Below are 24,122 nucleotides of genomic sequence, written 5' to 3'. Positions count from 1 at the left end.
CTTTCGTGGATAGTCGGGGGACACTCACGAACCCGCGCTGCCGCGCTCTGCTGTTTGATGGTGCAGACGGTTCGTAAGGATAGTCACTCACGAACCCGCGCTGCCGCGCTCTACTGCCTGCTGACGCAGGCGGTTCGTTCGTTGGTGGCACCGAAAAACAAATGTCTGCTGCGCAGCCGCTTGTTTTTCTTTCGTGCCTACCACATTATACCATGCCAGCTGTGATGAAAGTATGACATTTTTCTGAAGAAATATGGTATACTTGTTATATTCTTGTTAAAAATCTTTCAAGGGGCTTGAGAGTTTGGAAGGTAAACAGCTGTGAAAATTGTGTCTAATAAGTAGAATGCAGTGTCATCAGGGGGAAAGAAGATGTATCAGAAGTACAGTATTGGAACTATGGCAAAACTGATGGGTATCTCGGCAGAGGCGATCCGGTATTATGAGAGCAGGAACATTATCAGTCCGGTGCGGGACCCGGAAACAGGTTACAGATATTATAATACATGGGATTTTCATATGCTTTTAAGGGCCAGACACTACCAGAACTATGGTTTTTCACTGGAGGAAATAGCAGAATTGTTCAGAAGCCATGAATTGGCGGAAATACGGGAAAAAATGGTGGATCAGGAAGAGATGATCCAGCAGGAGATCATCCGCCAGATGAACCTTTTAAAGCGGATCAGACAGAGCCAACAGGTGCTTCAGGATGCAAAAGACAGCGTTGGAAAGTTCCGTATTGAGGAAAGACCGGGCATTTACCGCATGAATACCCAGAAAAACTATACTTTATTTAAGAAGAAAGAGCAGCTGGATCTGATCTCAGAATGGACAGAAAAAGAACCTTTTGTCTTTTCATGCGCAGTATTTTATCAGAAAAATATTGAAAATGGAGAGTCAGAGTTTGATTTCGGAATGGGACTTCGGGAAGAGTATGCACAATTCTTGCATGTAAAAGAGTCAGAACTGGTGCAGTATTATCCGCCTTGTCCCTGCGTTCATACCTGTGTTCCCTCACGTTCCGGAAAATATCTGTCACTGGAGAGTTTACAGGAAGGTTTCCGGTATTTGAAGCAGAATGGATTAAGCCTTGCAGGGGATATTGTCACCCAGGTAGCCTGCATGACCAAGCCGGAAGAGGAGTATTTTAACTGGCATATTGTGTGGTTTCCTATTGAAAAATGATTGTGCAGAGTGCAATAAGCCACTCTGCATTTTTTGTGCAAAAAATCAACTTGACCTTAAAACCACTTTAGTTGTTATAGTAGTGGCAGATGAGCAAGTTAAAAAAATAACAAATACATTTAAACCACTTAAAAAAGTGAAAGGGGAAAAAGGTCATGAGTGAACAGAAGAAAACAGTATTGATCACCGGAGGAGCTATGGGACAGGGACGTGCCCATGCAGTTAAGTATGCACAGAACGGATTTAACGTAGTTCTGGCAGATATGCTGGATCCGGAAGATGAAAGATTCCAGGAAACCATTAAGGAATTAAATGAATTAGGCGCTGAAGTTTTAGCTGTTAAGGCAAACATCTGCAGCACACCTGATATGGAAAACTTATTTGCAAAGGCATGGGAGAAGTTCGGACGCTTAGATGTAGTTATCGCAAACGCAGGCGTTATCAACTTCGGAAATACCTGGGAGCTGACAGATGAGCAGGTAGAGAAGGTTATCAACATCGACCTGATCGGTACCTGGAGAACTGACAAGTACGCAACACAGTACATGTTAAAGCAGGGCTTTGGAAGAATTATCAATATCGCTTCTACCAGTGGTCTTTACGGAACACCAAAGTTAGCTACCTACTGCATGGCTAAATGGGGCGTTTTAGGTCTGACCAAGACTCTGGCAAAAGAAGTTGGAAGCAAGGGTATCATTGTTAATGCTCTTTGCCCAACCAAGGTTAAGACTCCAATGTGCGAAACCCAGAGCTATGTAGAGTTCATCAATGAACTGACCGGAAAGAACTTTAAGGATTACAAGGAAATGTATGCAGGAGTTCCTTTCCTGGATGTTGAGGATATTTCTGATATGGTTTACTGGCTTGGAACCAGCCGTGCAGCTGGCAAGTTCAACGGCAGAGACGTTGCCCTGGATCTGGGAACTCTTCAGTGCTAATCACTGAATAAAAATGGACATGCTGCCAGACAGTGGCATGTCCATGAATAAAAGCAAACAGAAGTTGGGGACAAAAGAAAAATGGGTAATTTTGGTTTTAAAAATGTATCAAAGAGAAACAAGATTGATCTGATGGAGTACCTTTGCTATGGACTGGGAGATTTCTCCTTTTGCTTCATTTACGGAGCCATCGGTTCTTACATTGTTTTCTTTTATACAGATGTGGCCTGCATCAGTGCAGCTACAGTAGGAACGGTACTTTTAGTCAGCAAGATCTTCGATGGTATTTCTGATATGATGATGGGATATATCATTGAAAATGTCCATTCACCGCTGGGAAAAGCAAGGCCGTGGCTGTTATGGATGGTAATTCCGTACTGCATCGGCTGTGTTCTGTTGTTTACAGTACCGGATTTTAGTGAAACAGGAAAGGTTATATACGCATTTATTTCCTATAACCTGATGGCAACCTGTATTTTCACTTCCATGAACGTGCCATATGGTGTTTTAAGCAGCGTTATGACAAACAAGCAGAACGAAAGAGCACTTCTTTCTATCAGCCGTGCAAGCCTTGGAGCTTTAGGTGTATTCGTCATCAGCTCCTATGCACCGGATTTAGTAGAAAAGTTTGGCGGCGGACCTGCCGGCTGGCAGAAGACATTCCTGTTAGTAGGTGTCGTTTCTATCGTACTGTTTTTAATTACATTTTATGGATGTAAAGAGCGTGTTGGTTCCGGTGTTATGGAACAGAAAACAGGAAAGAAATCTTCCTTATCTTTATTACAGGGAGTGAAGATCCTGTTTGCAAACAAATACTGGTTCATCATGCTGATGGTCAACATTTTCTATACTGCAATGACCAGTCTTTACGGCATGAACATGTATTTTGCAAAATATGTTATGCAGGACGCAGGCTACAATAAGACCATGATGATGTGTTCCACATTCGCATCCATCCTGGTTCCTCTGCTTCTGATCCCGGTTGTACAGAAAATCGGAAAACGTAATGTGGCGCTCTATGGAGGCGCAGGAATGGGTATTGCAGGACAGATCGTCCTCATCCTGTTTGCAGAGCAGTCCATGGGACTTATGTATCTGGGACTGATCCTTCGTGGAATGGGTGTTGCATGTATTTCCGCTACCAAGTTTGGTATGATCGCAGACAGTATTGAGTACGGAGAGTACAAGACAGGTACCCGTGCAGAAGGTTTCGTATATTCCGCTGCATCCTTAGGTGTCCGTGTTGGTTCCGCTCTTGCATCTGCAGTCATCGGCTGGGTACTGGGAGCTTATGGATATGACGGCAAGCTGGCAGTGCAGAGTGAAACTGCAATGAAAGGCATCCGTATTATGTTCTACTATGCGCCATTAGCTGTATTTATTGCTATTCTGGCCCTGCTGCTGTTTTATAAACTGGACCGTGAGTATGACGGCATCATGAAAGTCTTAGATGAGCGCCACAAACTTGCGGAACAGGCAAATGCATAAAGTTTTACAAGTCACATTTTTAAGGAGAGTTTAGAGTATGAATATCACAAAAGCAACTCGCTGGAGAGTATTTGCCGGTGTATGGCTGCAGAGCTTATTTACCTCTGCTACTGCTTACTTCAGTCTGTTTTGTATCCCGTTAACAACCAAGTTTGGATGGAGTGATTCCGCATTCGCACTGGCATATACTATTTATATGTTTACATACTGTGCAGTTGGCTTCATCGGCGGTTCCTTAGCTGAGAAGATCAGTCCAAGAAAAACCATTTACATTGGTCTTTGCCTTTTCGCAGGCGGCTGGTTCTTAACCGGTTTTGCATCCAGCATCCCACAGCTGTATGTATTTTATGGATTAATGGCTGGTGCCGGCGGCGGTATGATCTACCCGGCATGCCTTCCTACTGCATTAAAGTGGTTCCCTGACCGTTCCGGTTCTATTTCCGGTCTGGTTCAGGCCGGCGCTTCCTGCGGTCCTTTCATTATGAGTCCTATTGCCCAGACTCTCATTGATCGTGTAGGCGCACAGATGACCTGCCGCATCCTGGCGATCGTATTCCTGATCGGTGTTGGTATTGCAGCAGCAATGATCGTTCCTTGTCCGGAAGGCTGGACTCCAGAAGGCTGGAAGCCATCAGCTGAGCAGGCTAAGGTATTAAAAACAAAAGATTACAGCATGGGCGAAATGGTTAAGACCCCTGTATTCTGGGTACTGTTATTAATGTTCATCTTCGCAAATGCAGCAGGAACCATGATGGTTTCCTTCACAAGCCCGATCGCACAGCGTCAGGTTGGTCAGACTGCAATGACCGCAGCATTCTGCGTATCCATTATGACACTGGCTAACATGTGCGGACGTATTGGTTTTGGTTTCATCTACGACATTTTAAAGGGCTGGAAGAGCCTGATCCTGTTAATGGTCATCAATGGAGCTTCCATGTTAATGCTGACACAGGCAACTACACTTCCATACTTTATCGTATGCATCGTTTTAGTAGGCTTCTCCTTCGGCGGACTGTTAGTAGTATTTGCGCCAATGGTACGTATGATCTTCGGTTCCAAATTCTACAACCGTAACTACGGACTGATCTTCATCGGCTATGGTATCGGTGCTTTCGTAGGACCTAAGATCAGTGCTTACTTCTACGACACCACCGGCCAGTACACCATGGGATTCATCGGATCTGCAGTATTAGCAGTTGCAGCCATCGTACTGATCGTGATCGCACAGAAGATGGCAGAAAAGATGGAAAATGCGCAGTAATTAGTAATATGATACCAGGGTCAAAAGGTTTAAAAAAGTGAAAACCCCGGAAAACGGTACACAAGTTGTGCTGGTTTTCCGGGGTTTTCGGCTGTTATAAAATATAGAAAGAAAAAAGGTTAGCGATAATTATTTAACGGTCTAAGATAGAACCATCTTCGTGTCGGACAAAGGAGCCATATCGCCCTGTAAATGGATAAATTTTATCAATATCATCGATCAGATCAATACCAAGTCCCGGTCCGTCTGGGATTTTAATATAACCATTCTCAATTTCAAATGGCTGTTTCATTTCCGTGTCAAGGCGGCAGTGTCCGTGGTCATCTACAGGATATTCCTGGATCTCAAAATTAGGAATGCAGGCATCTAACTGGAGGCATGCGGCAGTGGAGACAGGTCCAAGTGGATTGTGGGGGATCACATAGACCTGGCGACTTTCTGCCATTCCGGCAATTTTCTTACCGGCGGTAATACCTCCAGCTACACACATATCAGGGCGGATATAGGCAACTTTGGAGGCGCTCATCAGATCTTCGAATTCCATAAGATTGATAAATCGTTCCCCGGTAGCAACCGGAACATCGACGCTGTCGATCAGTTTGGTCATAGCGGATAAATTATCCGGAATAGGGTCTTCATAAAAGTAAGGATGATATTTTGACAGAACTTTTCCGCATTCAATAGCTTCTGCCGGGCGCATGCCTCTGTGGCATTCAATGGCAATATCCATATCCCAGCCAACGGCTTCACGGATGGCAGCCAGCTGCTTCTCCATACGGAAAACGATCTGGGAATAGGACTCGCCGCAGCGTCCTGTTTTATCCTGGGGATGTCCCATGGAGTATCGGATTGCGGTATATCCCTGGTTTTTAAGTTCTAATGCCTTTTTGGCAAATTCATCCGGTGTGTTTGCTTTGAAATTGACGTAGATGCGGGCTTTGTCCCGTACTTTTCCACCTAAAAGTTCATAGATGGGTACTCCAAAATATTTTCCTTTCAGATCCCAGAGAGCAATGTCAATGCCTGATATGGCAGCGGCAACAACAGAGCCGCGAAAATGCATGCAGCGGGAAAGGCCATTGTTAATATATTCAATCTGCATAGGATCTAAGCCAATCAGGTGATGCTCCATTGCATGGATCGCTTCTGCTGTGGCTTCCTGGTAACACCAGGCACCACATTCACCTAAGCCTACAAGACCGGCATCTGTATGAACTTTTACAAACAGGTAACGTACACCAGCAAGTATTGTTTCAATTTTTGTGATTTTCATAAATAAATGTCTCCCCAGTAAATAATGTATGTTCCCTGTAAAATTTTTTAGAAAGCAGGGAAAATGGTCATAACGTAGAAGATATATCCCACAGACAGGATCACGGAGATCAGCCAGCCCTGTTTAATAAGGGATTTCTGGTCATAACCGCCAGCTGCCATAGCCATAGGAACTGCAGGAGTTGCCATTGGTGTAAGGATAGAGGACATAGCGCCGGAAAAGCTTAAAAGGATCGGTCCGATGGGATTAGCGCCTACTGCCTGGCATGTCATGATGGCAATTGGAATAAAGATGCCGTATACAGCTTTGTTTAACATGATCTGTGTAAACAGGAAGGAGACGATGAAGAAAACAGCTCCGATCAGGTAGCCATTTCTTGTGCCTGCAAGGAGGGTGGAAGCAGCCTGACCAACAATGTCACCGGCACCTGTATTGGTCAGCGCAGTAGCCATAGCAAGACAACCAACGTAGATGCAGGAAGTGGATACGGGAATTGCCTGGATCGCTTCTTTTTCTGTTAATACACCACAGAACACAGTGAGAAGTGCAGCTGCCAGTGTGATCTTCCAGTTATCAATACCGTGGAACTGTTTGGTGATCAGTAAAAGGATGGTTCCGAAGAAAATGATAACACCCATTTTTTCAGAAAAAGGTTTTAAAGGCTTCTTTTCAGAACGCTTCTGTGCTTTTACTTCAATGGGAATGACAGGCTGTTCCGGTGCGTGCTTGTATCCGTAGAAATAAGCCCATAAAAGTGCGATCAATGCCAGGGGAAGTCTTGCATACATGAAATCTACAGCTGTAAGAGAATATTCAGTAATGCCATAGCCTTCCAGGTAGCCATTAAACATACCTGCGTCAGTGATCGCAGCGCTTAATGGAAGAGCACAGCAGCACACAACGCTGACAACAGCCAGAGGAAACATGGTCTTAGACGGACTTACATGGAAAGACTCGCTCATTGCAAAGCACATTGGAAATACAATGGCATAAACAGAAAGCGGACTATTTAAGAAGTTGGTCAGCAAAAATGCGATGATCAGGTATCCCAAATAAGCTCTTTTAAAAGAACCTCCAGAGATCTTTACGATACGGTCGGAAAGATTATCGATGAACTGGGTACGGTTTAATCCGGCAGCTACCACAAACATAGTTACGATGACGATATTGTTGGTATTAGCAAAACCTGCCAGTGCGTCTTTCCCGTCTAAACAACCGGTAAAGATCAGAAGTACCATGGTAGCAAGAGCAGTTGCACCCATAGGAAACTTATTCCATGCAAAACATAACATGGAAAGAACAAAAATAATGATACAGATGGTCAATGTGTTCATTGTGTTGCCCCCTTTTGTATTTTCGATGGGATTATCATACAAAAAAATGGTCTTCTTTTCTTCCCGTTTCTGAAGTTATTATAGATTGTTTTTTTACGAAAACAAAAACGAAAAGGGATGATAAAAACAGGTTATTAACTAAAAAAATGCCTGTTCCAGGTCAGAAACAGGCACATAATAAGTAAAATCTCTGAAAAATGCAGGTTTTATGGTATAAATTTTTACCTAGTTAATTTTATAGATGAGTATTTTTTAATGCTTTTAATTTAGAAGAAAGCTCTGTAAGCTGTCTGGAAACATCGTCCAGTGTTTTTTCCGTTTTCTGAGAAAACGCAGAGGATGTCTGGCTGGGAGCAGAGGCTTCCTGCAATGTTACAGGATAAGAAAAAGGCAGCTCATTGAAGGAAGCATACTGATTTAATTTTTCTGTGATTTCAGCGTTGCCAGCATTAATATAAGCCTGTTTATAGTTTAGGCTGTCCCGGACGCGGACCTGTTTCAAGGAACTGCGGTATTCGCTGGGAGTTCTCTCGAAAAGTTCACGAAAGCGGGTATTAAAGGCTTTTAGGTTAGGAAAACCAGTATCATTGGCAATATCCAGTATCTTTTTATTTGTCCGGTCAAGCTCACGGACTGCTTCTCGTAAACGGCGCCGGGTGAGAAATTCATAAAAGTTGATACCAACACTGCTACGGAACATCTGGGAAAAATAGCTGCTGTTATAGCCGAAATATTCTGCTACTTCATCCAGAGAAAGCTTCTCACGGTAATGCTCTTCTATATAAAGAATAATTTTATGGATATCTGTTGTACTTTTTTCAAGCCCCAATAGATTTTTGCTTTCTTTGTGGGAGAATTCTTTTGTAAGAAGATTTAAAAGTCCGTAAAAGGCAGAGCGAAAAAGTAACTCATCTTCCAGGGGTTCCTTCATTTTTGCGATTATCATCTGTGCCATATATTTACGGATCAGGCAGTAAGAGAACATATTTTTACTTTCGGCATCTGTACGCAGTTTAAAACATATGTACTGGTAGCCGGGAATATATTTTTCCAGAAAATCGGGGTCCAGACGGAATAAAAAGGCCACACTTTCAGGAGTTTTGGAAAAAGTGGCATGGCCTTCATTGGAATTGATCAGGATCACGTCATCTTCTTCTAAGAAAAAAAGTTTGTTTTCCGTACATACTTCTACAGAACCTTTCAGTATCACAAGAATTTCAAGGTCCCTGTGCCAGTTATAATGAAAGGTTCCAATCTCATAAATATATTCGGTAGCTGCCAGGTGTTCACATTCCTGCTCGAGACGGAAAAGATATGGTTTCATAGAGAGTCCCCCTTCTTTATATAAGGTATTATACACGATATTGGTGGTAAGAAAAAGTTCTAAAACGGAATTAACTGAGAAAGAAATAGAAAACATATTAGAATAAAATGCTTGAAGCATATGCCCTTCTGCCTTATAATAACAGGGAAAGACCCGGAAGGTTACATGATTTCTGGGCTATTTTTTTGAAATGAAGAAATGAGGATAAGACAGAATGGAAATAAAAGCACAGATCACCAAAAAACTGCAGAAATACAAAGCGGATGAGATCAAAACTCTGTATCAGCTGATGCTCAGAGTATTATCCGGCAATGATGATTTTCGCATGGTACAAAATGCAGATACAGATGATCTGCGTCCTGTAATCGAAGGGGAGACAGGAGAAAAGATCGACTTTGCAATGGAGTCCATTATTTTAGGAGAGTCACTGAAACTGTGGCAGGACATCCAGGCAGAGGAAGCAGAAAAAGTAAAATTAAAGAAGGCAGACAGAATTGAAAGAATTGCTTCTGTTATGAGCGATGCTGCTTTATTTGAAGGTTTCTGCCTGGCTTTTTATGGAAAAGATGAGATGCTGGCAGTTCTCTGCGATGAGTATGGCTGTCTGGAAGCTTATGAAGCCTTAGTACAGGATACTGTATACAGAAAAAGAAGAGCTTATATGCGTATGCTTTCTGACTATGTGCTGGCAGCCTCCCACCTGTATGGTGTAGTAGCTCTTCATGATTTTGAACTGCTGCTGCGCCATTACGAAAAGAACCTGGATGATTTCGATGGCTATGCTAGAGAAGAAGGAAGCTATAAAAACACCATCCTTTTCCAGCCAAGATACTTAGGGCTTTGTACCTTACAGCAGCTGATCGGAAATACAGTACCAGAAGTACTGACTACCATGGACGGCCTGTTTTTACATCCTTCTTTTACAGAAGATTTCCAGAAAGAACAGAAGGAAATGGTAAAGGCATTTGCGAAGAATGGTGGACAGAATGTGGGAGAAAAGGATTTCGACCAGTTCTTTGCAGCTGCAGGGGAAAAAACTTCCTACAGAAAGCTGCTGCGTGACACCATGGACAAGCCAATGTATCTTCCAACCAAAGAAGAATTTTTAAAATACGTAAACGAAGATTACCATGTGATCTCGACTGCAGAAAAGAATTTAAGAAACTATCTGAAGGGAAAATATGGAAAAGAGTTAGAAACAGCAGCACAGGCAGCAGGAACTACCGCGGAGGTATACTTAGAAGCCTTTATTGCAAAGCTGCGTGATTTAGGCACAGATGTAGGAAAAGGCGGAGCAGAGCCGGATCCTCAGGCACAGATCCAGTTTGTTTTAACCACATTAAGACAGATCGGCGCTGCTTTTGAGAATATTGCAGACGCAAAAGAACCACTGCGCTATGCAATGGAACTGTCCAATGCAGAGCATTTATGGTGCAACCGTGGATTTAGCGCAGACGGACTGGCAGTGCGTATGGCTGCAGAAAAGAAAAATACAGACATTGCAGCCGGTCTTTTAAATCAGGGCAAGGCAAATGGGCAGGTAGTCAGAAAGACTGCAAAGATCTATCCAAATGATCCATGCCCATGCGGAAGCGGCAAAAAGTATAAGAAGTGCTGCGGAAAGAATTAGGCATAAAATATGAATCAATACGAGATCTTGAAGCATTATTTTGGATATGATACCTTCAGGGATGGACAGGAGAAACTGATCCATGCTATCTTAGAAGGAAGAGATGTCCTTGGCATTATGCCAACAGGGGCAGGAAAGTCCCTTTGCTATCAGATACCGGCACTTATGATGGGCGGGATCACACTTGTGATTTCGCCTCTTATATCCTTAATGAAAGATCAGGTAAGTAACTTAAACCAGGCAGGTATCCTGGCAGCTTACTTAAACAGTTCCCTTACACCTGGTCAGTACCGTAAGGTACTGGAACTGGCCAGAATGGGAAGATATCCTATTATATATGTAGCACCGGAGCGGCTGATAACGGAGGATTTTCTTCGGTTTGCCTTAGACCCACAGGTAAATATTTCCATGGTGGCTGTAGATGAGGCACACTGTGTTTCCCAGTGGGGACAGGATTTCAGACCCAGTTATTTAAAGATCGTAGACTTTATCAAACGTCTACCCAAACGCCCGGTAGTCAGTGCTTTTACAGCTACAGCTACTGCAGAGGTAAGAGACGATATCATAGACATTCTTATGCTTCAGGAACCGGAAGTTTTAACCACCGGCTTTGACCGGACTAACCTGTATTTTGGTGTACAGACTCCCAAAGATCGATACCAGGCATTAGTGGAGCTGTTAGAACAGCATAAGTCAGAAAGCGGAATTGTTTACTGTCTTACCCGTAAGATCGCGGAAGAAGTATGTGAAAAGCTGATCAAAGAGGGATTTTCCGTTACCCGTTACCATGCAGGCTTAAGTGATGCAGAGCGAAAGCACAACCAGGAAGAGTTTATCTATGATAATGTGCGGATCATGGTGGCTACCAATGCCTTTGGAATGGGAATTGACAAGTCCAATGTGCGTTTTGTCATCCATTATAATATGCCGAAAAATATGGAATCCTATTACCAGGAGGCAGGAAGAGCAGGACGTGACGGGGAACCGGCGGAGTGCATCCTTCTTTATGGGGGACAGGACGTAATCACCAACCAGTTTTTTATTGATCATAACCAGGATAATGAGGCTTTGGATCCTATGACAAGGCAGCTGGTCATGGAGCGGGACAGAGAACGTCTCAGAAAAATGACCTTTTACTGCTTTACCCATGAGTGCCTGCGGGATTATATCCTCCGCTATTTTGGGGAATACGGCAGTAATTACTGCGGAAATTGTTCTAATTGTCTCACACAGTTTGAAAATACCGATATAACGGAAATGGCAAAAGCACTGCTTTCCTGTATTGAAACCAGCAGACAGAGATATGGCGCGACTGTGATCATTGATACAGTCCATGGGGCCAATACAGCCAAGATCCGGGGCTATGGGATGAATGAAAATCCGGAGTATGGCTCTTTGGCGAAAGTTCCGGTGTATCGTTTGCGTCAGGTCTTAAACCAGCTGCAGTTGGAGGGCTATCTTACTGCTACCAATGATGAGTATGCTATTTTGCGTCTGACACCAAAAGCTGCATCTGTATTAAATAATGAAGAAACAGTATGGATGAAACTGGCAAAAGAGCAGACAAAGAGTGAGCAGGAAACGCAGAAGAAGAGCAGGAAGAAAAAGAGTGCTCTGGCTGGATCCGGCGAATTTACAGAGGCAGAGGAAAACTTATTTGAAACACTGCGAAAACTTCGGGCCCAGATCGCAAAAGAAGAAAAAGTTCCCCCGTATATTGTATTTTCTGATAAGACACTGGCTCACATGTGCATTATAAAGCCTGTAAATAAGGAAGAAATGCTGTCTGTATCCGGTGTGGGAGAGTTTAAATATGAGAAATATGGGGAACGTTTCCTGGCAGCGGTAAGAGAGCAGACAGAATAATATTGTGATTTTAAGATGTTTCTGAAGAAGCAGGTTTAAAAAGCTTTCGAGAGAACATTAAGATCAAAAGGAGAAAAATAAGATGGAAGAAAAAAGGATAAACAGTGTCGGTGAAACCGCAGACACAATAGGCGGGGGAGAAAATCTGGAAACCCCACATAAGCGCCGCGTCCGTTACAAAGGTACTCATCCAAGGTCCTATAAAGAGAAATACAAAGAACTGCAGCCGGAAAAATACGGGGATACCATTGCGAAGGTCATCAGCAAGGGAAGTACACCGGCAGGTATGCATATTTCCATTATGGTAAAGGAAATCCTGGATTTCTTAAACATTCAGCCGGGACAGACAGGACTGGATGCTACTTTGGGATATGGTGGTCATACCAGTTATATGTTAGCCTGTTTAAAAGGCGAAGGCCATATGTATGCCCTGGATGTGGACACCATTGAAATGGAAAAGACCAGAAAACGTCTGGCTGATAAAGGCTTTGGACCGGATATTTTAACCATTAAGCATTTAAACTTTGCCAATATTGACCAGGTGGCAGAGGAAGCAGGCGGTTTTGACTTTGTTCTGGCTGACCTGGGAGTTTCTTCCATGCAGATCGACAATCCGGACAGAGGTTTTTCCTTTAAAAATGAAGGTCCGCTGGATCTGAGACTGGACCCGTCTAAGGGGGAAACAGCAGCGGAACGTTTAAAAAAGCTTAACTTTGAAGAATTAAAGGGAATGCTGATCGAAAACTCAGACGAGCCATATGCAGAACAGATTGCAAGAAAAGTGATGAACGAGAAAAAGCATGGTCGCCCTATTGAAACAACCACCCGGTTAAAAGAAGTGATCGAAGAAGCACTTTCTTTCCTGCCGGAAGCAGAGAAAAAAGAGGCAGTAAAGAAGTCCTGCCAGCGTACCTTCCAGGCATTGCGTATTGATATCAACAGTGAATTTGAAGTATTGTACGCATTTTTAGATAAACTTCCAGGTGCATTAAAACCAGGTGGAAGAGCTGCGATCCTTACTTTCCATTCCGGTGAGGACCGTCTGGTAAAGAAAGCCTTTAAAGAAGGCTTGAAAGCCGGGATCTACAGTGAGATCAATCAGGATGTGATCCGTCCGTCAGCAGAAGAATGTGCGAAAAACGGAAGGGCTAAGTCCACAAAGCTTCGCTGGGCTGTAAAAGCACAGGAGTAAAGGTAAAATTAAAAATGGATCATATGTAAAAACCGGCAGCTTTTTATCATTCCCAGAAGATATCCTGATGTGATGGAGTGTAATGCAACAAGGAACTCATTTGAATGGATATTGGATCTAAAACAGGGAATGAAATAAGTTACCGGTTCATCCGTTCATATAGATAATGCAGAAGAAGGCAGTTTTATTGCAAAAATAAGCTGCCTTTTATTGCCAGTGCATTTAAACTGTGCTAAGATATGAGTTGTTTTGGTTATTGTAGTGGGTAGGCACTTTTGGACCCGAAAGTGCCGTACGATAACGTAGTGGCTGCGAGAATTTGCCGTATTTAAATGCGAAGCCACGGCAAATTCCGTTGCTGGAACAGCAACGTGTTTTATACGAAAGAGAGGAAATGATCATGACAGCATATCTGATCGTCTGCCCGTTGGTATTTCTGGCAGGTCTTGTAGATTCCATTGCCGGAGGCGGGGGACTTATTTCTCTCCCCGGATATCTGATCGCAGGGGTTCCGGCCCATCTGGCTCTTGGAACCAATAAAATGAGTTCTACCATAGGAACTTCTATTTCTGCGGTGAGACTTTTAAAACATGGTTATTTAAAAGGGAAAATGAAAATGGCCATTGCATCGGCGGTCTGTGCCATGACAGGTTCTGTTCTGGGAGCAAGAATGTCTTTACTGGTATCAGAGTCTGTGATCCGGCATATGATGATCGTTGTCCTTCCTATTGTAGCTTATCATGTATTAAAAAATAAGCACATGGGGGAAGATGAAAAAACAGGAACAGCTTCCTATAAGAAAATGTTTCTGATCTCTGTGATCGCAGCTTTCTTTATCGGCTGTTATGATGGTTTTTACGGACCGGGTACAGGAACATTTCTGCTCCTTGTATTTACAGGTGCAGCCAAAATGGATACCCGCAGCGCGTCTGCACAGACTAAGGTCATCAATCTTTCGTCCAATATAGCAGCACTGGTAACATTTATTATAGCAGGAAATGTTTATTATCCTCTGGGGCTGGCAGCAGCAGCCTGTTCTGTAGCAGGCAATTACCTGGGTTCAGGGCTGGTAGTTCATGACGGCCAGAAGATCGTCCGTCCGGTTGTTCTGGTGGTACTGGGGATCTTATTTATAAAAATTCTGACGGGGAATTAAAAGGAGAAATGCATTATGAAGTGGAAAAAATTCACTCTGACTACTACCACAGAAGCAGTTGACCTTGTAAGCAGCATGCTGGATGATGTGGGTATTGAGGGCATTGAAGTAGAAGACAATGTGCCTCTTACAGAAAAAGAGACAAAAGGAATGTTTATTGATATCCTTCCGGAGCTTCCGCCGGATGAAGGCGTTGCAAAGGTAAGCTTTTATCTGGATGATGATGATCAGGTAGAGGAAATGTTGCGCCGTGTCAATGAAGGACTGGATGAGCTTGCTGCTTATACAGAACTGGGACAGCGCACTATTGAGGCATCTGAGACAGAGGATAAGGACTGGATCAACAACTGGAAGCAGTATTTTAAGCCGTTTACAGTAGATCATATCCTGATCAAGCCAACCTGGGAGACTGTCCCGGAAGAACACAAGGATAAACTGTTAGTACAGATCGACCCGGGAACTGCTTTTGGTACCGGTATGCATGAGACTACCCAGCTTTGCATCCGCCAGCTGGAAAAATATGTACACAGTGAAAGTGAGATTTTGGACGTAGGAACAGGAAGCGGTATTTTAGGTATCACAGCTTTAAAGCTGGGTGCAAAAGAAGTCTGGGGAACGGATCTGGATGAAAATGCCATTACAGCAGTTGGTGAGAACCTGGCTTCCAATGATATCAGCAGTGACCGTTTCCATGTACTTCAGGGAAATATCATTGATGACAAGTCTGTTCAGGCCTGGGCCGGATATGAGAAATATGATATTGTAGTTGCCAATATTTTAGCAGATGTTATCATCATGCTGGTAAAAGAGATCCCGGTACATCTGAAAAAAGGTGGATATTTCATTACTTCCGGTATTATCAACCTGAAGGAAGAAGCAGTCCGGGCTGCATTTGCTGCCAGTGAAGAACTGGAAGTTGTAGAGATCACTTATCAGGGAGAATGGCTCTCTGTTACTGCAAGAAAGAAATAGGAGTTCGGGATGCATCATTTTTTTGTAGATCCTTCCAGTATTGAGGAAGGGATTGTAAGGATCGTTGGAACGGACTTAAACCATATGAAAAATGTGCTCCGCATGAAACCGGGAGAAGAAGTGCTGATCAGCGATGGCACAGGAAAAGATTATAACTGCCAGGTAAAAGAGTATGGAGCAGAAGAAGGAATTTTAGTGATCCTTTCGGAAAATGCAGACAGCAGGGAACTTCCTTCCAGAATCTGGCTCTTTCAGGGATTGCCAAAATCAGATAAAATGGAAGTGATCCTGCAGAAAGCAGTAGAACTGGGAGCTGCAGGTGTGATACCGGTTGCAACCAGAAATGCAGTAGTGAAGCTGGATGCAAAGAAGGCAGAGGCGAAGATCCGCCGCTGGCAGGCAATCGCAGAAAGTGCAGCCAAACAGTCCAAACGCAGTTATATCCCTCAGGTGGGACCTGTGATGAGCTTAAAAGAAGCATTTTCCTATATAGAAGAGCAGAAATTTGATCTGCGCATGATCCCTTATGAACTGGAAAAGGGAATGGACGGGACGAAGACAGTATTAGAAGCTTTGGCGCCGGGACAGCAGGTTGCAGTGTTTATCGGACCGGAAGGCGGTTTCGATGAGGAAGAGATCCAACTTGCGCTGAAAATGGGAGTAAAACCTGTCAGTCTTGGAAAGCGTATCCTGCGCACGGAAACAGCAGGACCTGCCATACTGGCTCTTCTGATGATGAAGCTGGAAGGAGCATTTTAATGGAAGCATATTTTGACAATTCAGCCACAACAAAGGCACTGGACTCTGTCCGGGATATTATGGTAAAAACCCTGACGGAGGATTTCGGAAATCCCTCTGCCAAGCATACAAAGGGTATGGAAGCAGAAAACTACATCCGTCAGGCTGCAGCCGATATTGCAAAGACCTTAAAGGTAAAAGATAAGGAGATCCTGTTTACTTCCGGCGGTACGGAGTCCAATAACATGGCTTTGATTGGTACAGCGCTGGCAAATCAGAGAGCGGGAAAGCACATTATCAGTACCAGGATCGAGCATGCATCCGTTTATCAGCCACTGGCATTTCTGGAGTCCTTAGGCTTTGAGGTGACTTATCTTCATGTGGACCACAACGGACATATCTCACTGGAAGAACTGGAGCAGTCTATCCGCCCGGATACTATTTTAGTGTCTGTTATGTATGTAAATAATGAGATCGGTGCTATTGAGCCAATTGATGAGATCGCCCGTCTGGTACATGGAAAGAACCCGAAGATCGTATTTCACGTAGATGCTATCCAGGCATATGGAAAACTGGTGATCCGCCCGAAAAAGCAGGGTATTGACCTGTTAAGCGTCAGCGGACATAAGATCCATGGTCCAAAAGGCATTGGTTTCTTATATATAGATGAAAAGGTAAAAATCCGTCCGCTGATCTACGGCGGTGGCCAGCAGAAGGATATGCGTTCCGGTACAGAAAATGTTCCCGGTATTGCAGGTCTTGGTGTGGCAGCCAAAGAAATGTATACAGACCACAGTGCCAAGATGGAGTATCTTACTGGTTTGAAGGATTATCTGATCGATAGGGCCTCTGAACTGGAAGGTGTTACAGTCAACAGCTTAAAGGGTGCAGAAGGCGCTCCTCAGATCGTAAGTTTAAGTTTTGAGGGAGTGAGAAGTGAAGTGCTTCTTCATGCACTGGAAGAAAAAGGTATCTATGTTTCTTCCGGTTCAGCATGTTCTTCTAATCATCCGGCCATCAGCGGTACTTTAAAGGCAATTGGAGTGAAGAAGGAATTATTGGATTCCACTTTGAGATTTAGTTTTGGAATGTTTAATAAAAAAGAAGAGATCGACTATGCAGTGGATGTTTTGAAGGAGCTTCTGCCGGTGCTTAGGAGATTTACTATCAAATAGTCGACCGCCTGCGTCAGCAGGCAGTGAAGTACGTCAAGTATAAAGAACAAAAGAAAGGAAGTATTATGCAGTACCAGTCATTTTTGATCAAGTATGCAGAGATTGGCACAAAGGGCAAAAACAGATACATGTTTGAAGATGCCCTGATCCGTCAGATCCGTTATGCCTTAAGCTCTGTAGACGGTGAGTTTGATGTTACAAAAGAATCCGGCCGTATTTATGTAAAGGCTTTAGGAGAGTATGATTATGATGATACCATTGAAGCGTTAAAGCGTGTATTTGGTATCGCAGATATCTGCCCAATGGTGCAGATCGACGATAAGGATTATGAGAACCTGAAAAAGCATGTAGTAGAATACATGGATCAGGTATATCCGGACAAGAATATCACATTTAAGGTAGATGCCAGAAGAGGAGATAAGCAGTATCCTGTAAGTTCTGAGCAGATCAACCGTGATATGGGTGAGGCAATCTTAGATGCTTTCCCAGAGATGAAGGTAGATGTACATCATCCGGATGTTCTCCTTCGTGTGGAGATTCGTCAGAAGGTAAACCTGTTCTCCCTGATGATCCCGGGACCGGGTGGTATGCCTATCGGTACCAATGGTCAGGCAATGCTGCTGCTTTCCGGTGGTATTGACAGCCCGGTTGCAGGTTATATGATCGCAAAGCGAGGTGTTAAGATCGACGCTGTTTATTTTCATGCGCCGCCATACACCAGTGAGAGAGCAAAGCAGAAGGTAGTTGACCTGGCTAATCTGGTAGCACGTTATTCCGGCCCGATCAATCTTCATGTAGTTAATTTTACAGATATCCAGCTTTATATTTATGAGCAGTGCCCTCATGAGGAGCTGACTATCATTATGCGCCGGTATATGATGCGTATTGCACAGGCGATCGCTGAAAAGACCGGTTCCATTGCACTGATCACAGGCGAGAGTATCGGACAGGTGGCTTCCCAGACGTTACAGTCACTGGCTTCTACCAATGAAGTGTGCACCATGCCTGTTTTCCGTCCGGTGATTGGATTTGACAAGCAGGAGATCGTGGATGTTTCTGAGAAGATCGGTACTTATGAGACTTCCATCCAGCCATATGAGGACTGCTGCACGATTTTCGTAGCAAAGCACCCGGTTACCAAGCCAAATCTTAAGGTGATCAGAAATTCTGAGCGTCATCTGGAAGAGAAGATCGATGAGATGGTGAAGACTGCGTTAGATACAGTGGAAGTTATTGCTTGCCGCGGCGAGGTTTAAGGTTGCTGGCTGAAGTATTTGCGAGGGGGTTCTTCATTCTATAAAACATTGTTCGCTGGCCTTCGCTTGCGTCAGTTCGCCTGTGCCGGACTGCGTCCGTTACGGACGTACGGCTGCGCTCGGGATGCGTACAATCGCTTTATTGAAAGCGGCCCCTGCAACGTTATTTCTGGCTAAAAGTCCCCGCCCCTGTAGGGCGGGAAGTGATGTATAAAAAAAGAGAGCCGCATTCCCGCGGCTCCCTTCTAACTTTAACATTAAACTCAGTCGATGATGTATGGAGAAAGTGTAGAAAGAATGCTGTCTACGTCATTTTCTGCATGGATGTTCAGATCGATCGGCTTGGACAGATCCAGGCTGAAGATACCCATAATAGATTTTGCGTCGATGACATATCTGCCGGAAACCAGATCAAAATCAACATCGAACTTAGCTAAATCATTTACGAAAGATTTAACCTTATCAATGGAATTTAATGAAATTCTAACTGTTTTCATAGGAAGCCCCTCCTTGTGTGGTATGTAAATCATTTTTGCAGAATAAAACTGCTTACTTTTAATACTAAAGGTCAGTGGTATAAAAGTCAATAGTGAGATTGTATGAAAAATCAGGAAGAAACGGGAAAAGTTATAATTGTAAATATTTGGAAAAATCAGGAGGTTATATTATGCCAAAAGCAGCCCTTCACAATCTGGGGTGCAAAGTAAATGCTTATGAAACAGAAGCCATGGAGCAGCAGTTAAAGGAAAGAGGTTATGAGATCGTTCCTTTTGATGAGAAGGCGGATGTTTATATTATCAATACATGTTCTGTTACCAATATTGCGGACCGCAAATCAAGACAGATGCTCCATCGTGCAAAGAAGCTGAATCCGGAATCTGTAGTGGTGGCAGCAGGCTGTTATGTGCAGGTGGCATCGGAAGAGTTGAAGAAAGATGCCAGCGTGGATATTGTAATTGGAAACAATAAGAAGGCAGAGCTTGCAGATATTCTGGATGAATATTTAGGCAATGTCCATGAGGAAGAGGAGGCAGAGGTATTTGTAACGGACCTTTCCCATGGCAGTGATTATGAGGCCCTTCATTTAGAGCAGCCTTCTGACCATACAAGAGCTTTTATCAAGGTCCAGGATGGCTGTAATCAGTTCTGCAGCTATTGCATCATCCCTTATGCCAGAGGCAGGGTGCGCAGCAGAAGCCGTGAAGATGTAGTGAAAGAGATCACAGGACTGGTGGCACAGGGATATAAAGAAGCGGTTCTTACAGGAATTCATTTAAGCTCTTATGGAATTGAGCATATGGAAGGAAATCCTGTAAGCCAGGGTGACTGGAACCACAGGGAGTTACTGGCTCTGATCCGTGAAGTCCATGAGATTGAAGGCCTGGAGCGCATCCGCCTGGGATCACTGGAGCCGCGTATTATTACAGAAGAGTTTGCTAAAAGTCTGGCAGAGCTTCCTAAGTTCTGTCCTCATTTCCACCTGTCTTTACAGAGCGGCTGTGACAGCGTTTTAAAACGGATGAACCGTCATTATACCACAGAAGATTATTTAAGACGGTGTGAGATCCTGCGTAAATATTTTAAGCGCCCGGCTATTACTACGGATGTGATCGTAGGCTTTCCGGGAGAGACAGAGGAAGAGTTTGATATTACGGAAAAGTATCTGGAAAAAGTGCATTTTTATGAGATGCATGTGTTTAAATATTCCAGAAGAGCCGGTACAAAGGCAGCAGCCATGCCGGATCAGATCCCGGAACAGATCAAGGGAGTCCGTTCTGACCGCTTATTAGCTTTGGAACAGAAGATGTCAGAGGAGTTCAGAAAAGGATTTATTGGTGAGAAGGTTTCTGTTCTTTTTGAGGAAATGATAACAGTAGATGGAAAAGAGTATCTGGTGGGACATACGCCAGAGTATGTGAAAGCAGCTCTTCCTAAGGAAGAATGTGAGAAGATGCATGCTGCTTCCGGTGTTATTTTAGAGGCAGAAGCAAAAGATCTTCTGACTTCCGATATACTTCTGTTAAAAAATACTATTGCCGAATAGAAAAATATAGAGTAGAATATATAAGAATACGTAAAGGACGTGATGATATGGGCAATATAAAAGAAACACAGTATTTTCAGGCTGTTCAGGACAAAAAGGTAGAAGTAAGCGATGTACTGGAGCAGGTGTATATTGCCTTGACAGAAAAAGGATATAACCCTGTAAATCAGATCGTAGGTTATATTATGTCTGGGGATCCTACCTATATTACCAGCCACAAGGGAGCCAGAAGCCTTATTATGAAGGTGGAAAGAGATGAGATCCTGGAAGAACTGATGGCGGTATATATTGACGCCCGTTTAAAATAGGGCAGCCGGGAAAATAGGGTCAGGGAGTGGGATGCTCTCTGGTTTAACGTCCATTAAAGTCTCTGTTTAGGGACTTTTTATGGGCGTTGATTTTTTTCTGTAATGATGATCACAAACGCAGTTTTTGTGTTTGTTGGTGTACTGTATTGTTGAGTAAGCTGTTTGGAGAAATATCAATAATGCGGTACACTAGTTTTAGTGTGCGCGGAGGAATTGAATATGAGGATCATGGGGCTTGATTATGGCTCAAAAACAGTAGGGGTAGCAGTGTGCGATCCCCTGGGAATTACTGCACAGGCAGTAGAGACCATTACCAGAAAGGATGAAAACAAGCTGCGTCAGACCCTTGCCAGGATCGAAGCACTGGCGAAAGAGTATGGGGTAGAAAAGTTCGTTCTTGGTTATCCTAAAAATATGAATAATACAGTGGGAGACCGTGCACAGAAGTCAGAAGAACTGAAAGCGGCTTTAGAGCGTAGAACAGGGCTTCCTGTGGAGCTGTGGGACGAACGTCTTACAACTGTAGCAGCAGAGCGTGTCCTTATGGAAAGCGGTGTCCGCCGTGAACACAGAAAAGAGTCGGTAGACCAGATCGCAGCAGCAATGATCCTTCAGGGATATTTAGATCATCTGTCCATGACGAAAAAAGAAGACGGAGAGAACAATGGATAAGCCAATGAATGAAAGAGAAGACTGCATTACGATGATAACAGATTCAGGAGAATCTGTAGATTTTTACGTATTGGAAGAAACAAGGATCCATGGAAAAGATTATCTGCTGGTAACGGATGCGCCAGAGGATGAGGATGGAGAATGTTATATTTTAAAGGATGTATCCGGTGAAAATGACAGTGAAGCTTTATTTGAGTTCGTGGAAGATGACAGGGAACTGGATGGAGTTATGGGCATTTTTGAAGAGTTATTAAAGGATGCAGACGTGGAATTAGAGAAATAATGTAGGAGGAATCAGCTTGAGTTTAGAAGAGAACGTGAATGAAAATGTAAAACCTGAGATCAGTGCAGAAAAAAAAGAAGAAAATGGTAACGGCGAAAATCGTGAAGAAGGGGCAAAACCAGCCAGAAGACCACAGTACAGAAGACCGAGACGTGGGCAAAGAGCGCCAAAAGCTGTAAAAGTGGAAGAAAAAGAAGGAACAGAAAACGCAGGAGCTGCAGAGCCGAAAACAGAAGAAAGACGTAAACCTGCTCAGGCAAGAGGAAGACAGCAGGGAAACAGAAGGTCCCTTCCGGCTGTAAAAGAAGCAGGAGAGAGAAAAGCACCTGTAAGAAAACCTTCCAGAAACAACCAGAAAGAAGCAAAGAGTAAATTAAAGATCATACCTTTAGGCGGTTTAGAGCAGATCGGTATGAACATTACCGCATTTGAATATGAAGATTCCATTATTGTTGTAGACTGCGGTCTTGCATTCCCGGGAGATGATATGTTAGGTATTGACCTGGTGATCCCGGATGTATCTTATTTAAAGCAGAATATTGATAAGGTAAAGGGTTTTGTGATCACTCATGGACATGAGGACCATATTGGCGCACTGCCATATATTTTACAGCAGGTGAATGTGCCGATCTATGGTACAAAGCTGACCATTGCCTTAATTGAACATAAATTAAAAGAGCATAACCTGTTAAAGACTACCAAGCGTAAGGTAATGAAGCATGGACAGTCTGTTAATCTGGGATGCTTCCGCGTAGAATTTATTAAGACCAATCACAGTATCCAGGACGCTTCCGCCCTTGCAATCTTCTCACCGGTTGGTATTGTTCTTCATACAGGTGACTTTAAGATCGACTACACACCTGTTTTTGGTGATCCTATTGATCTGCAGCGTTTTGCAGAGCTGGGTAAAAAAGGTGTTCTTGCTATGCTGGCAGACAGTACCAATGCTACCAGACCTGGATTTACCATGTCTGAGCGCAGCGTAGGAAAGACCTTTGATACTATTTTTGCGGAACATACCAATCGCCGTATTATCGTAGCTACTTTTGCGTCTAACGTAGACCGTGTACAGCAGGTAGTAAATACTGCTTATAAATATGGCCGTAAGGTAGTAGTAGAAGGCCGCAGTATGGTAACGATCATTGATATTGCCAGTGAGTTAGGCTATATCAATATCCCGGAAGGCACTCTGATCGATATTGACCAGTTAAAGAATTATCCGCCTGAGTCTACGGTACTGATCACAACAGGAAGCCAGGGTGAGTCCATGGCTGCACTGTCCCGTATGGCAGCAAGCATCCACAAGAAGGTATCCATCGTACCTGGTGATGTGGTAGTATTAAGTTCTACTCCGATCCCTGGAAATGAGAAGGCAGTAGCAAATGTGATCAATGAGCTTTCTGCAAAGGGTGCAAAGGTGATCTGCCAGGATACCCATGTTTCCGGACATGCATGTCAGGAAGACTTAAAGCTGATCTATTCCCTGGTACATCCGAAATTTGCCATCCCGGTACATGGTGAGTTCCGCCACAGAATGGCGCAGAAGGAACTGGCTGAGTACATGGGTGTTCAGAAGGGAAATGCATTACTGGTAAATTCCGGTGATGTGGTATCTTTGGATGAAGACAGCTGTCAGGTAACCGATCATGTAGCCTGCGGCGCCATCCTGGTTGACGGACTTGGGGTTGGCGATGTAGGAAATATCGTATTAAGAGACAGACAGAACCTGGCTCAGAATGGTATCATCGTTGTAGTACTGACACTGGAGAAACATTCCAACCAGCTGCTTTCCGGTCCGGATATCGTATCCAGAGGCTTTGTATATGTAAGAGAGTCTGAGGATTTATTAGAGGAAGCTCACAATGTGGTTGCAGATGCAGTAGCAGACTGCTTAGACCGCCACGTAAGCGACTGGGGCAAGATCAAGAACATTATTAAAGACAGCTTAAGCGATTTCTTATGGAAGCGTATGAAGAGAAATCCTATGATCTTACCGATCATTATGGAAGTGTAAGAAGGAGGCGAAG

General features: G+C 43.7%; 20 protein-coding genes and 1 pseudogene. 17 read left to right on the top strand and 4 right to left on the bottom strand.

Annotated elements, in window-relative coordinates; translation table 11 throughout:
- Nucleotides 1–372: 372 nt before the first annotated feature.
- The 4 genes from DW251_RS01260 to DW251_RS01245 all read left to right on the top strand — a co-directional run bounded on the left by DW251_RS01260 (nucleotide 373) and on the right by DW251_RS01245 (nucleotide 4,872).
- Complete coding sequence (locus tag DW251_RS01260; protein WP_118299982.1) at nucleotides 373–1,185, top strand: MerR family transcriptional regulator; 813 nt, start codon at nucleotides 373–375, stop codon at nucleotides 1,183–1,185.
- A gap of 155 nt (nucleotides 1,186–1,340) precedes the next feature.
- A complete protein-coding gene (locus DW251_RS01255; RefSeq protein WP_021871024.1) occupies nucleotides 1,341–2,123 on the top strand; it encodes an SDR family NAD(P)-dependent oxidoreductase in 783 nt (260 codons plus the stop codon).
- A gap of 81 nt (nucleotides 2,124–2,204) precedes the next feature.
- Nucleotides 2,205–3,611: an MFS transporter gene (locus DW251_RS01250; RefSeq protein ID WP_118299981.1), complete on the top strand. Its 1,407-nt coding sequence runs from the start codon at nucleotides 2,205–2,207 to the stop codon at nucleotides 3,609–3,611.
- Nucleotides 3,612–3,648: 37 nt separating this feature from the next.
- Nucleotides 3,649–4,872, top strand: a complete 1,224-nt coding sequence (locus tag DW251_RS01245; protein WP_021871026.1) for an OFA family MFS transporter — start codon at nucleotides 3,649–3,651, stop codon at nucleotides 4,870–4,872.
- A gap of 133 nt (nucleotides 4,873–5,005) precedes the next feature.
- Here DW251_RS01245 and DW251_RS01240 read toward each other — a convergent pair whose 3' ends face one another.
- The 3 genes from DW251_RS01240 to DW251_RS01230 form a co-directional block, all read right to left on the bottom strand.
- On the bottom strand, nucleotides 5,006–6,145 hold the full coding sequence (locus tag DW251_RS01240; RefSeq protein WP_118299980.1) for a mandelate racemase/muconate lactonizing enzyme family protein: 1,140 nt from the start codon (nucleotides 6,143–6,145) through the stop codon (nucleotides 5,006–5,008).
- A gap of 47 nt (nucleotides 6,146–6,192) precedes the next feature.
- The gene (locus DW251_RS01235) at nucleotides 6,193–7,479 is read right to left on the bottom strand and encodes an SLC13 family permease (protein WP_118299979.1); all 1,287 of its coding nucleotides are present in this window, start codon (nucleotides 7,477–7,479) and stop codon (nucleotides 6,193–6,195) included.
- A gap of 235 nt (nucleotides 7,480–7,714) precedes the next feature.
- Nucleotides 7,715–8,803, bottom strand: coding sequence for a helix-turn-helix domain-containing protein (locus tag DW251_RS01230; protein ID WP_182433554.1), 1,089 nt, complete (start codon nucleotides 8,801–8,803; stop codon nucleotides 7,715–7,717).
- 1,525 nt (nucleotides 8,804–10,328) lie between these two features.
- On the opposite strand from DW251_RS01230, the pseudogene DW251_RS18540 reads away from it, so the two are divergent.
- The 8 genes and pseudogenes from DW251_RS18540 to thiI form a co-directional block, all read left to right on the top strand.
- Nucleotides 10,329–10,433, top strand: a pseudogene (locus DW251_RS18540) (SEC-C metal-binding domain-containing protein); the annotation flags it as partial.
- Nucleotides 10,434–10,442: 9 nt separating this feature from the next.
- The gene (gene recQ, locus DW251_RS01220; RefSeq protein ID WP_118299977.1) at nucleotides 10,443–12,299 is read left to right on the top strand and encodes a DNA helicase RecQ; all 1,857 of its coding nucleotides are present in this window, start codon (nucleotides 10,443–10,445) and stop codon (nucleotides 12,297–12,299) included.
- Between the two features lie 82 nt (nucleotides 12,300–12,381).
- On the top strand, nucleotides 12,382–13,491 hold the full coding sequence (gene rsmH, locus DW251_RS01215) for a 16S rRNA (cytosine(1402)-N(4))-methyltransferase RsmH (RefSeq protein WP_118299976.1): 1,110 nt from the start codon (nucleotides 12,382–12,384) through the stop codon (nucleotides 13,489–13,491).
- A 400-nt stretch (nucleotides 13,492–13,891) separates the two neighbouring features.
- Nucleotides 13,892–14,647 carry a TSUP family transporter gene (locus tag DW251_RS01210; protein WP_021871030.1) on the top strand — a complete coding sequence of 252 codons (756 nt, stop codon included), beginning with the start codon at nucleotides 13,892–13,894 and terminating at the stop codon, nucleotides 14,645–14,647.
- A gap of 15 nt (nucleotides 14,648–14,662) precedes the next feature.
- Entirely contained in the window at nucleotides 14,663–15,619 is a 957-nt protein-coding gene (gene prmA, locus DW251_RS01205; RefSeq protein ID WP_118299975.1) for a 50S ribosomal protein L11 methyltransferase, read from the top strand.
- Between the two features lie 9 nt (nucleotides 15,620–15,628).
- On the top strand, nucleotides 15,629–16,378 hold the full coding sequence (locus DW251_RS01200) for a 16S rRNA (uracil(1498)-N(3))-methyltransferase (RefSeq protein ID WP_021871032.1): 750 nt from the start codon (nucleotides 15,629–15,631) through the stop codon (nucleotides 16,376–16,378).
- Nucleotides 16,378–17,532, top strand: coding sequence for a cysteine desulfurase family protein (locus DW251_RS01195; protein ID WP_021871033.1), 1,155 nt, complete (start codon nucleotides 16,378–16,380; stop codon nucleotides 17,530–17,532). Before DW251_RS01200 ends, DW251_RS01195 begins: the two co-directional genes overlap by 1 nt.
- A 65-nt stretch (nucleotides 17,533–17,597) precedes the next feature.
- Nucleotides 17,598–18,788: a tRNA uracil 4-sulfurtransferase ThiI gene (gene thiI, locus DW251_RS01190; RefSeq protein ID WP_021871034.1), complete on the top strand. Its 1,191-nt coding sequence runs from the start codon at nucleotides 17,598–17,600 to the stop codon at nucleotides 18,786–18,788.
- A gap of 263 nt (nucleotides 18,789–19,051) precedes the next feature.
- Here thiI and DW251_RS01185 read toward each other — a convergent pair whose 3' ends face one another.
- Nucleotides 19,052–19,285 carry an HPr family phosphocarrier protein gene (locus tag DW251_RS01185; protein ID WP_021871035.1) on the bottom strand — a complete coding sequence of 78 codons (234 nt, stop codon included), beginning with the start codon at nucleotides 19,283–19,285 and terminating at the stop codon, nucleotides 19,052–19,054.
- A gap of 170 nt (nucleotides 19,286–19,455) precedes the next feature.
- Here DW251_RS01185 and mtaB point away from each other — a divergent pair, with 170 nt between their 5' ends.
- The 5 genes from mtaB (at nucleotide 19,456) to DW251_RS01160 (ending at nucleotide 24,109) form a co-directional block, all read left to right on the top strand.
- Nucleotides 19,456–20,832: a tRNA (N(6)-L-threonylcarbamoyladenosine(37)-C(2))-methylthiotransferase MtaB gene (gene mtaB, locus DW251_RS01180; protein WP_021871036.1), complete on the top strand. Its 1,377-nt coding sequence runs from the start codon at nucleotides 19,456–19,458 to the stop codon at nucleotides 20,830–20,832.
- Nucleotides 20,833–20,879: 47 nt separating this feature from the next.
- On the top strand, nucleotides 20,880–21,140 hold the full coding sequence (locus tag DW251_RS01175) for an IreB family regulatory phosphoprotein (RefSeq protein WP_021871037.1): 261 nt from the start codon (nucleotides 20,880–20,882) through the stop codon (nucleotides 21,138–21,140).
- A 219-nt stretch (nucleotides 21,141–21,359) separates the two neighbouring features.
- Nucleotides 21,360–21,812, top strand: a complete 453-nt coding sequence (gene ruvX / locus DW251_RS01170) for a Holliday junction resolvase RuvX (RefSeq protein ID WP_021871038.1) — start codon at nucleotides 21,360–21,362, stop codon at nucleotides 21,810–21,812.
- Nucleotides 21,805–22,095, top strand: a complete 291-nt coding sequence (locus DW251_RS01165; protein WP_021871039.1) for a DUF1292 domain-containing protein — start codon at nucleotides 21,805–21,807, stop codon at nucleotides 22,093–22,095. The genes ruvX and DW251_RS01165 overlap by 8 nt, the downstream gene beginning before the upstream one ends.
- A gap of 379 nt (nucleotides 22,096–22,474) precedes the next feature.
- A complete protein-coding gene (locus tag DW251_RS01160; RefSeq protein WP_118300158.1) occupies nucleotides 22,475–24,109 on the top strand; it encodes a ribonuclease J in 1,635 nt (544 codons plus the stop codon).
- The last annotated feature ends 13 nt before the right edge of the window (nucleotides 24,110–24,122 follow it).

Source organism: Clostridium sp. AM22-11AC, assembly GCF_003473545.1.
In the GTDB taxonomy this organism is placed as follows: Bacteria; Bacillota; Clostridia; order Lachnospirales; family Lachnospiraceae; genus Enterocloster.
This window is presented reverse-complemented; position numbering and strand designations above follow the sequence as displayed.

Coding starts and splice junctions, on each gene's coding strand:
- DW251_RS01260 (WP_118299982.1), top strand. CDS start 373: ATGTATCAGAAGTACAGTATTGGAACTATGGCAAAACTGATGGGTATC.
- DW251_RS01255 (WP_021871024.1), top strand. CDS start 1,341: ATGAGTGAACAGAAGAAAACAGTATTGATCACCGGAGGAGCTATGGGA.
- DW251_RS01250 (WP_118299981.1), top strand. CDS start 2,205: ATGGGTAATTTTGGTTTTAAAAATGTATCAAAGAGAAACAAGATTGAT.
- DW251_RS01245 (WP_021871026.1), top strand. CDS start 3,649: ATGAATATCACAAAAGCAACTCGCTGGAGAGTATTTGCCGGTGTATGG.
- DW251_RS01240 (WP_118299980.1), bottom strand. CDS start 6,145: ATGAAAATCACAAAAATTGAAACAATACTTGCTGGTGTACGTTACCTG.
- DW251_RS01235 (WP_118299979.1), bottom strand. CDS start 7,479: ATGAACACATTGACCATCTGTATCATTATTTTTGTTCTTTCCATGTTA.
- DW251_RS01230 (WP_182433554.1), bottom strand. CDS start 8,803: ATGAAACCATATCTTTTCCGTCTCGAGCAGGAATGTGAACACCTGGCA.
- recQ (WP_118299977.1), top strand. CDS start 10,443: ATGAATCAATACGAGATCTTGAAGCATTATTTTGGATATGATACCTTC.
- rsmH (WP_118299976.1), top strand. CDS start 12,382: ATGGAAGAAAAAAGGATAAACAGTGTCGGTGAAACCGCAGACACAATA.
- DW251_RS01210 (WP_021871030.1), top strand. CDS start 13,892: ATGACAGCATATCTGATCGTCTGCCCGTTGGTATTTCTGGCAGGTCTT.
- prmA (WP_118299975.1), top strand. CDS start 14,663: ATGAAGTGGAAAAAATTCACTCTGACTACTACCACAGAAGCAGTTGAC.
- DW251_RS01200 (WP_021871032.1), top strand. CDS start 15,629: ATGCATCATTTTTTTGTAGATCCTTCCAGTATTGAGGAAGGGATTGTA.
- DW251_RS01195 (WP_021871033.1), top strand. CDS start 16,378: ATGGAAGCATATTTTGACAATTCAGCCACAACAAAGGCACTGGACTCT.
- thiI (WP_021871034.1), top strand. CDS start 17,598: ATGCAGTACCAGTCATTTTTGATCAAGTATGCAGAGATTGGCACAAAG.
- DW251_RS01185 (WP_021871035.1), bottom strand. CDS start 19,285: ATGAAAACAGTTAGAATTTCATTAAATTCCATTGATAAGGTTAAATCT.
- mtaB (WP_021871036.1), top strand. CDS start 19,456: ATGCCAAAAGCAGCCCTTCACAATCTGGGGTGCAAAGTAAATGCTTAT.
- DW251_RS01175 (WP_021871037.1), top strand. CDS start 20,880: ATGGGCAATATAAAAGAAACACAGTATTTTCAGGCTGTTCAGGACAAA.
- ruvX (WP_021871038.1), top strand. CDS start 21,360: ATGAGGATCATGGGGCTTGATTATGGCTCAAAAACAGTAGGGGTAGCA.
- DW251_RS01165 (WP_021871039.1), top strand. CDS start 21,805: ATGGATAAGCCAATGAATGAAAGAGAAGACTGCATTACGATGATAACA.